At 46.5% G+C, this 7,055-nt stretch carries 8 protein-coding genes; 1 reads left to right on the forward strand and 7 read right to left on the reverse strand.

Features of this window, described 5'->3' with window-relative positions; all coding sequences use genetic code 11:
- Positions 1–8 precede the first annotated feature (8 nt).
- The 3 genes from RH89_RS21115 to RH89_RS21125 form a co-directional block, all read right to left on the reverse strand.
- Positions 9–1,370 carry a TRAP transporter large permease gene (locus tag RH89_RS21115; RefSeq protein WP_004406243.1) on the reverse strand — a complete coding sequence of 454 codons (1,362 nt, stop codon included), beginning with the start codon at positions 1,368–1,370 and terminating at the stop codon, positions 9–11.
- A 3-nt stretch (positions 1,371–1,373) separates the two neighbouring features.
- Positions 1,374–1,997: a TRAP transporter small permease gene (locus RH89_RS21120; RefSeq protein ID WP_004406244.1), complete on the reverse strand. Its 624-nt coding sequence runs from the start codon at positions 1,995–1,997 to the stop codon at positions 1,374–1,376.
- 67 nt (positions 1,998–2,064) lie between these two features.
- Positions 2,065–3,063, reverse strand: coding sequence for a TRAP transporter substrate-binding protein (locus RH89_RS21125; RefSeq protein ID WP_004406246.1), 999 nt, complete (start codon positions 3,061–3,063; stop codon positions 2,065–2,067).
- A 353-nt stretch (positions 3,064–3,416) separates the two neighbouring features.
- Between RH89_RS21125 and RH89_RS21130 the strand changes: the two genes are divergently transcribed.
- The gene (locus RH89_RS21130; protein WP_004406249.1) at positions 3,417–4,460 is read left to right on the forward strand and encodes a type III polyketide synthase; all 1,044 of its coding nucleotides are present in this window, start codon (positions 3,417–3,419) and stop codon (positions 4,458–4,460) included.
- 60 nt (positions 4,461–4,520) lie between these two features.
- Here RH89_RS21130 and RH89_RS21135 read toward each other — a convergent pair whose 3' ends face one another.
- From RH89_RS21135 to RH89_RS21150, 4 genes are all read right to left on the reverse strand, one after another.
- The gene (locus RH89_RS21135) at positions 4,521–4,940 is read right to left on the reverse strand and encodes a hypothetical protein (protein ID WP_004406250.1); all 420 of its coding nucleotides are present in this window, start codon (positions 4,938–4,940) and stop codon (positions 4,521–4,523) included.
- Complete coding sequence (locus RH89_RS21140) at positions 4,941–5,366, reverse strand: hypothetical protein (RefSeq protein ID WP_004406251.1); 426 nt, start codon at positions 5,364–5,366, stop codon at positions 4,941–4,943.
- A gap of 185 nt (positions 5,367–5,551) precedes the next feature.
- Positions 5,552–6,661: an ABC transporter ATP-binding protein gene (locus tag RH89_RS21145; RefSeq protein WP_004406252.1), complete on the reverse strand. Its 1,110-nt coding sequence runs from the start codon at positions 6,659–6,661 to the stop codon at positions 5,552–5,554.
- 4 nt (positions 6,662–6,665) lie between these two features.
- The coding region (locus tag RH89_RS21150) for a carbohydrate ABC transporter permease (protein ID WP_004406253.1) at positions 6,666–7,055 on the reverse strand (390 nt) is incomplete at its 5' end.

Genomic DNA, 7,055 nt, shown 5'->3' on the forward strand with positions numbered 1-7,055 from the left:
TTTCGTTTCTACTTGGTTATGATTTCAGGTCCCATAAGGGTGGTAGGTAGCCAGGTGGATACCCAAGGTACGTAAGTTACGATAACGAGGAAGAGGAACATCACCGCCACCCAAGGAAGCGCTGCCTTCACCACATTCATCATCGACATCTTAGCCACACCCGCAGTCACAAAGAGGTTCAGCCCCACAGGCGGGGTAATCATCCCTATTTCCATATTCACCACCATCATGATACCTAGGTGAATAGGGTCGATACCCAGAGCAATTGCTATTGGGAATACCAGCGGTGCAACAATGATCAGCAGACCGGACGGCTCCATAAATTGACCACCAATCAACAGCAGTAAGTTCACCACGATCAAGAAGGTAATCGGACCTAATCCAGCGGAAAGCATAGATTCGGTGATCATCTGAGGAATGCGTTCTTCGGTTAATACGTGCTTCAGAATCAAAGCATTAGCAATGATGAACAGCAGCATGATAGTCAGCTTGCCTGCCTCAAACAACGTATGCTTGGTGTCTTTGTGCACAAACGTCTGGAACACTTTGACCAGAACAGGCTTGGTGTTTTCCTTGTCGGCAAACGGCCCCATGTCTTTGTAGATAAAGTTGGCGATAAAGAAGGAATACACCGCTGCTACCGCTGCCGCTTCTGTTGGAGTAAATACCCCGCCATAAATACCACCCAGAATGATGACGATCAGCAATAGACCCCAACTGGCGTCTTTTGCAGCCGCAAAGGCTTCGCCCCACCCAACAAAAGGCTGCGCCGGAAGGTTTTTAAATCTCGCCGCAATGTAGATGGCAATCATCAACATGACACCTGCAAGTAAGCCCGGAATCACGCCACCCAAGAACATACGCCCTACCGACACGTCTGTTGCAGCGGCGTACACCACCATAACAATCGAAGGTGGAATCAGGATACCAAGTGTCCCGGCATTACAGATAACACCAGCAGCGAACTCTTTGGAGTAACCGTTTTTCACCATACCAGCGATAACGATACTTCCGATCGCAACCACAGTAGCTGGAGAAGAACCAGACAACGCCGCAAACATCATACAGGCGACGACCGATGCCATGGCGAGACCACCACGGAACCAACCCACCATTGCGATTGCAAATCGGATGATTCGCCTTGCCACTCCCCCCGTCGACATAAAACTCGACGCGAGAATAAAGAACGGGATCGCGAGTAAGGTGTAGTGCCCTGCAAACGCGTTAAACAAGGTTTGCGCGACAGAAGCCAGTGACGCATCGGAATGCATCAACAAAAATAGAATACTGGCAAGACCCAGTGATATTGCAATTGGTACACCGATCAGCATGAAACCGATGACCATGACAAACAACAATAAAATGTCCACGGTTTAGCTCTCCTTGCTTTCAGATTTCAATGCTTCCAGATCTTCTTCCGCTTCATGGCTTGAAATCAGGCGATCGGTTTTACCTGTTATGATCTGCCAGGCTGCCTGAGCAAAGCGAAATGTCAGTAACGCCATTCCAATGGGCAGCGCCGCATAAGGAATAAAGCGAGGCATTTTTTCGTAGCGTTCACCTTCATTCATCCAGTCAGATAAAAACTGCAGCATTTCAGGCATTGGAATGTCATCGGTTTCGTACCAGGCACGCTCGGTTACGAACGGATACCAGTAGTTCCAAGAACCAATGAAAAGCAAGACAGAGAAAAGTAAACATAAGCTCACAGCAATGATGGCGTAGATCTTACGCCCACTTTCTGGTGCAAGGTTGATCACCACATCCACACCAATATGAAAATGCTTCTTCACGCCATAAGAAGCACCGACTAACACCATCCAGGCAAAGAGAAAAACGGTCAGTTCCAATGCCCACAGGATGTTGTCGTTAAACACATAACGAAACACCACATTGGCAAAGGTCAGTAGCGTCATACCACCGAGAAACAGAGCAATAAGCGTCTCTTCGATGTTGTCCGTTACTTTACCGACTCGGGAAAAAAACGACTGTTCCATACAGATACTCCGCTGTATTAGGAATGAACCAAGGGATAAGGCGCAGCGGGGGGCTGCGCCATTATTTTTATTGTTTGTTTGAAGCTAGAGCTGCTTCGATAAGATCCGCGCCGATGTCCTTCTCGAACTTCTTCCATACAGGTTGCAGAGCGGTTACCCACTCCTGACGCTGTTCAGGAGTCAGTGTACGAACGACACCACCAGCAGCGATGATGTTTTGTTTGTTCAGCTCGTTCACTTCGGAAGACGCCGAGTTACGCGCTGCCGTCACATCTTTCAAAATAGCGTGGAATTCTATGCGCACATCATCAGGCAGGTCGTTCCACCACTTGTTAGACGTAACAACCAGGTAATCCAGAATGCCGTGGTTGGTTTCTGTTATCCCATCCTGAACTTCGAAGAACTTCTTACCGTAAATGTTCGACCAGGTGTTTTCCTGTCCGTCGATAACTTTAGTTTGAAGACCGCCATACACTTCTTTGAACGACATCTTTTGCGGGTTTGCACCCAACTGCTCAAATTGCGCAACCAGAACATCTGAAGCCTGAACACGGAATTTCAGACCCTTTGCATCCGCAGGAGAAAGCAGCGGCTTACTTGCCGACATCTGCTTCATGCCGTTATGCCAGAAAGAAAGACCTTTCAAGCCACGACGCTTCATCGCGTTTTTCAGTTTCTCGCCCGACTCCGAGTTCTGGAAACGGTCTACGGCATCCACATCTTCAAACAGGAATGGTAAGTCGAAGATGCGGTATTTTTTGGTGAATTTTTCAAACTTAGACAAAGAAGGTGCCGCTAGCTGAACATCACCATTCAAAAGCGCTTCCAGCACTTTGTTGTCATCATAAAGGGTTGAGTTTGGGAATACCTGCATACATGCCTTGCCGTTCATCTCTTCATTGACACGTTTTTCAAGAAGGGAAGCTGCAATACCTTTTGGATGCTTGTCGGTATTCGTTACGTGGCTGAACTTGATCACAATTTCGCCAGGGTCACAGTTAGCAGCCGCTTGAAAACTGGTTAGCGCCAGGATGGAGGCAGAAAGTAGGGTAAGAGGCTTTAACATTTTTATTCTCCTTATTTAACACTTGGTCGTCATCAATGAAGACCGTGTAGGTTCTATAAGGCAAAACGCAGACCAACTTAATACATTTTGTTAACAACCCTTTAACCATAAGGGCTGCACGAAAGTCACAAAGTGTGCGAGTCAGAGCGAATGAATTGAAGTGGGTGGAAATCCACCCATTAAATCAGGGGATATGGGTGGAAAATGAAACATTGGTGCATGGCAAAAGTATATATTCCACCAGTCTCATTAGTATGCGGAACCAATTTCATACTTCTAAAACTCTCCCGTTGTTTTTATAAAATCAAAATATCTAAATGATCATTTATAAAACATATAAAAGGAGAACCGTTATGAGTGTTTTAAGTAAGCCTTCCGTTTATTTCCCAGAGTACACCGTGACTCAGGAAGAGATCATTGAATGCCTTCGTCAGTTACACAGTGACCAGCCACACGCCGAAAAAGCGTTTGATATGGTTCGTAATTCTAGCATTGATAAACGCCATCTGATCGTTCCTCTGGACAAAGTAGTCTCGCTGGAAGATTTCGATGAGCGCAGTATGATTTATGATGAGCAGGCGCGTCTGATGTCTGAGCAGACAGCACGCCAGGCTATCGAAAATGCCGGGTTGCAACCCAAGGACATTTCCATGGTTATCGTCACGTCCTGTACTGGGTTTATGATGCCTTCCCTCACCGCTCATCTGATCAATGCTTTGAATCTGAAAGACTCAACCATTCAGCTACCCATGGCGCAAATGGGTTGTGTTGCTGGCGCTGCTGCCGTCAACCGCGCTTTTGACCACTGCAACCAGTCTGTACAAAACAACGCGTTAATTGTCGCGCTGGAAACGTCGTCACTCTGTTTCGATAAGTACGCCAATCGCATTCAGGACTTTGTCACTAACTCGCTGTTTGGAGACGCATGCGCCGCAGTGGTTATGCGAGGCGATGACCAGACCAGTGGCATGAAACTGACCCACTCTGCCTGTCACTTCCTACCTGAAAGTGAAGCGTTCATTCGTTATGACATGACGCCACGAGGCTTTAAATTCTCGCTCGATAAAGAAGTCATGTATTCAATTGAACGAGTCGCACCAGTCATTGATCAGTTCGTACAGTCGAGCAAAGAAAAAGCATCGAAAGAGTTGGATTTCTATCTGTTCCATACTGGAGGCAGACGAATTCAGGATGAAGTTGAACGCACTCTAGAACTTACATCAGACGCATTAGACCACTCTCGCGCATGCCTGCGTGAAACGGGTAATACGTCCAGTGCCGCTGTGATTGATGTGCTGAGAAGAAGTTTTGCGCACAGAAAAGCTGGAGAACAAGGCGTGATGGCAGCATTCGGTCCGGGATTCACCACCGAAATGGCGTTAGGGACTTGGCAGTAAAACCACAACGGGTGTCTGAACCCAAATTCGGACACCCTTATCCCTAAGTAACCTAAAACGCTAAGGTTTATCCCAGAAAAGCTCCTTAACCTTTCCATCAGAATCCGTCACGATGTAAAAATAGTCATCAAGAACCAACTCAGAGAAATAACGCCTAAAGTCCTGTTCTTTCAGAGGTTCTGAATAGTACATCATGTAGAATTTATGCCCTTCTTCTACATAGGCATTTTCAACAAGCTCGATATGTATATCTTGGTTTTCCTGCATAAGTGTATTCTGGTCCAGATGACCATCATTCTTGATCGTAATCTGTTTCCACAGTTCCAGATTTCTCGCCACACTCATCACTCTGGATTTTTCAGTCTCAACTTGTTTTGACAAGTGATTAATGTAAAACAGAGACCAAAGCAGATACGCAAGGCAACATGCGCCAATTAGATAGAGTAACCGGCTCTTTCCTGATTTTTTAGTCGTTTGCATTTAGCTGTCTCCGACGCCAATAAAGGTCGCTTCCACTTCTGACGCTTCATTCGTAAAACGTTTGATAATGAATGAAACCCTTCCATCAACGTACTTTCCCGCACATCGGATACTGGGACTCTCAGCAATAGCTTCACACTGAAAACCAGCTTTCACCAACTGATGCCTGAAAGAATAAAAGGGAGTACTTTGCATAAATTTGGCTGTGATGATGGTTGGTTTGACACCGTCTGCAACTCGGTAGGAAAAAGTCACATCGTCAATTGATTGGTAGTAATCAAACTCCCGAACCTCTTTTGGCAGCTTTAAGTAATAGGCAGGCGAACCCTTTTTAATATCATCAGGTTCCCAGAAGTAAAAAACACCTGAAAGATACAAGAGCGCAACCAGAACAGTAAATACAGAAATCAGCCAGCGAATTACCATAGGACAGGATCACAATGAGCATCAAGTAGTTAAACTATATCTAGTTTGATGAGTTGTATACAAAAAAAGCGCCCACGATGGGGCGCAAATTGACAACAAAAGATCCCTCTATCTTTTGCATTGTCACAGATCCATGAAGTTCAAACTCCCGAACTTCAAACCCTTGTCAGTTTTCTCTCCAAACCCTAATGCTCAATACGAATTTCTGTGTTCGCATCAAAGAACACCGCTTTCGACAAATCAAAGTACAATTCCGTCACTTCTCCGACATTCACATCAAACTCCGGAGACAATCGACACGCGACTTCCTGCTCATTCACTTTCACCATCGCAATCGTGTCGGGTCCTGTTGGTTCAAGCACTTCAATTTTCAGTGGCAGCTTGGTGGCGTGACTGTCGTCATCCACTTGCTCAGTGATGTTTTCAGGACGCAGACCAATCACCACATCTTGTCCGTCTCGTGGACGAAGCGATTCTGGCAAACGGATCGCATGTTCGTTCCCTTCTCCATCTTTCACTTTTGCAACCGGTTGGTCGTTGCTGTTCAGATCCACTTTGCCACGGATAAAGTTCATCGAAGGCGATCCCATGAAACCTGCCACAAACATATTGTTTGGCTTGTTGTAGATTTCTTTTGGCGTGCCCAGCTGCTGAAGTTCACCGTCTTTCATCACCGCGATGCGATCCGCCAATGTCATGGCCTCAATCTGATCGTGGGTAACGTAAACGATAGTGGTGTTCAATTGCTGATGCAGTCGCTTTATTTGAGTACGCATCTCAACACGCAACTTGGCATCAAGGTTCGACAATGGCTCATCAAACAAATAGAGCTTAGGTTTACGAGCCAGAGCGCGTCCCATGGCGACACGTTGACGCTGTCCTCCGGAGAGTTGCGACGGCTTGCGATCCAATAGGTGGTCGATTTGCAGCATTTCCGCTACTCGCTGAACCTCGGCTTCAATCTGATCCGCCGGCATTTTGCGAATTTTCAGCCCAAAGGCGATGTTGCCTCGCACCGTCATATTTGGGTAGAGCGCGTAAGACTGGAACACCATCGCAATGTCGCGATCTTTCGGCTCTACTTGTGCGACGTCTATGCCGTCAATCACAATCTCACCCGAGGTAATGTCCTCCAGCCCCGCAATGGTATTCATCAATGTGGACTTGCCACATCCAGACGGTCCGACGAGAATCAGAAACTCGCCAGAATCGATGCTGATGTTAATCCCTTTCAGGGTTTCCTGGTCCGCATTGCGATAGGTTTTGCGGATCTTATTCAGTTGTAGTGTTGCCATAAGTTTATCCTTTTACTGATCCGGCGGTGAGACCACGCACGAAGTACTTGCCTGCTAATACATACACAATCAAAGTTGGCAGAGCAGCAATGATGGCTGCGGCCATGTCTACGTTGTATTCCTTCACACCTGTACTGGTGTTCACTAAGTTGTTCAGAGCCACGGTAATGGGCTGCGTTTCTGAACCGGAATACACCACGCCAAACAGAAAATCGTTCCAAATTGCGGTGAACTGCCAAATAACGGTAACCATGATGATGGGCAGTGATAACGGCAGTAGAATTTTAAAGAAAATGGTAAAGAACCCAGCGCCATCCAGCTTTGCAGCTTTCACCAGCTCATCGGGAACACCAATGTAAAAATTACGGAAGAACAAGGTGGTAAATGCCAAACC

Source organism: Vibrio nigripulchritudo ATCC 27043 (assembly GCF_000222685.1).
Taxonomy (GTDB): domain Bacteria; phylum Pseudomonadota; class Gammaproteobacteria; order Enterobacterales; family Vibrionaceae; genus Vibrio; species Vibrio nigripulchritudo.

Coding starts and splice junctions, on each gene's coding strand:
- RH89_RS21120 (WP_004406244.1), bottom strand. CDS start 1,997: ATGGAACAGTCGTTTTTTTCCCGAGTCGGTAAAGTAACGGACAACATC.
- RH89_RS21125 (WP_004406246.1), bottom strand. CDS start 3,063: ATGTTAAAGCCTCTTACCCTACTTTCTGCCTCCATCCTGGCGCTAACC.
- RH89_RS21130 (WP_004406249.1), top strand. CDS start 3,417: ATGAGTGTTTTAAGTAAGCCTTCCGTTTATTTCCCAGAGTACACCGTG.
- RH89_RS21135 (WP_004406250.1), bottom strand. CDS start 4,940: ATGCAAACGACTAAAAAATCAGGAAAGAGCCGGTTACTCTATCTAATT.
- RH89_RS21140 (WP_004406251.1), bottom strand. CDS start 5,366: ATGGTAATTCGCTGGCTGATTTCTGTATTTACTGTTCTGGTTGCGCTC.
- RH89_RS21145 (WP_004406252.1), bottom strand. CDS start 6,661: ATGGCAACACTACAACTGAATAAGATCCGCAAAACCTATCGCAATGCG.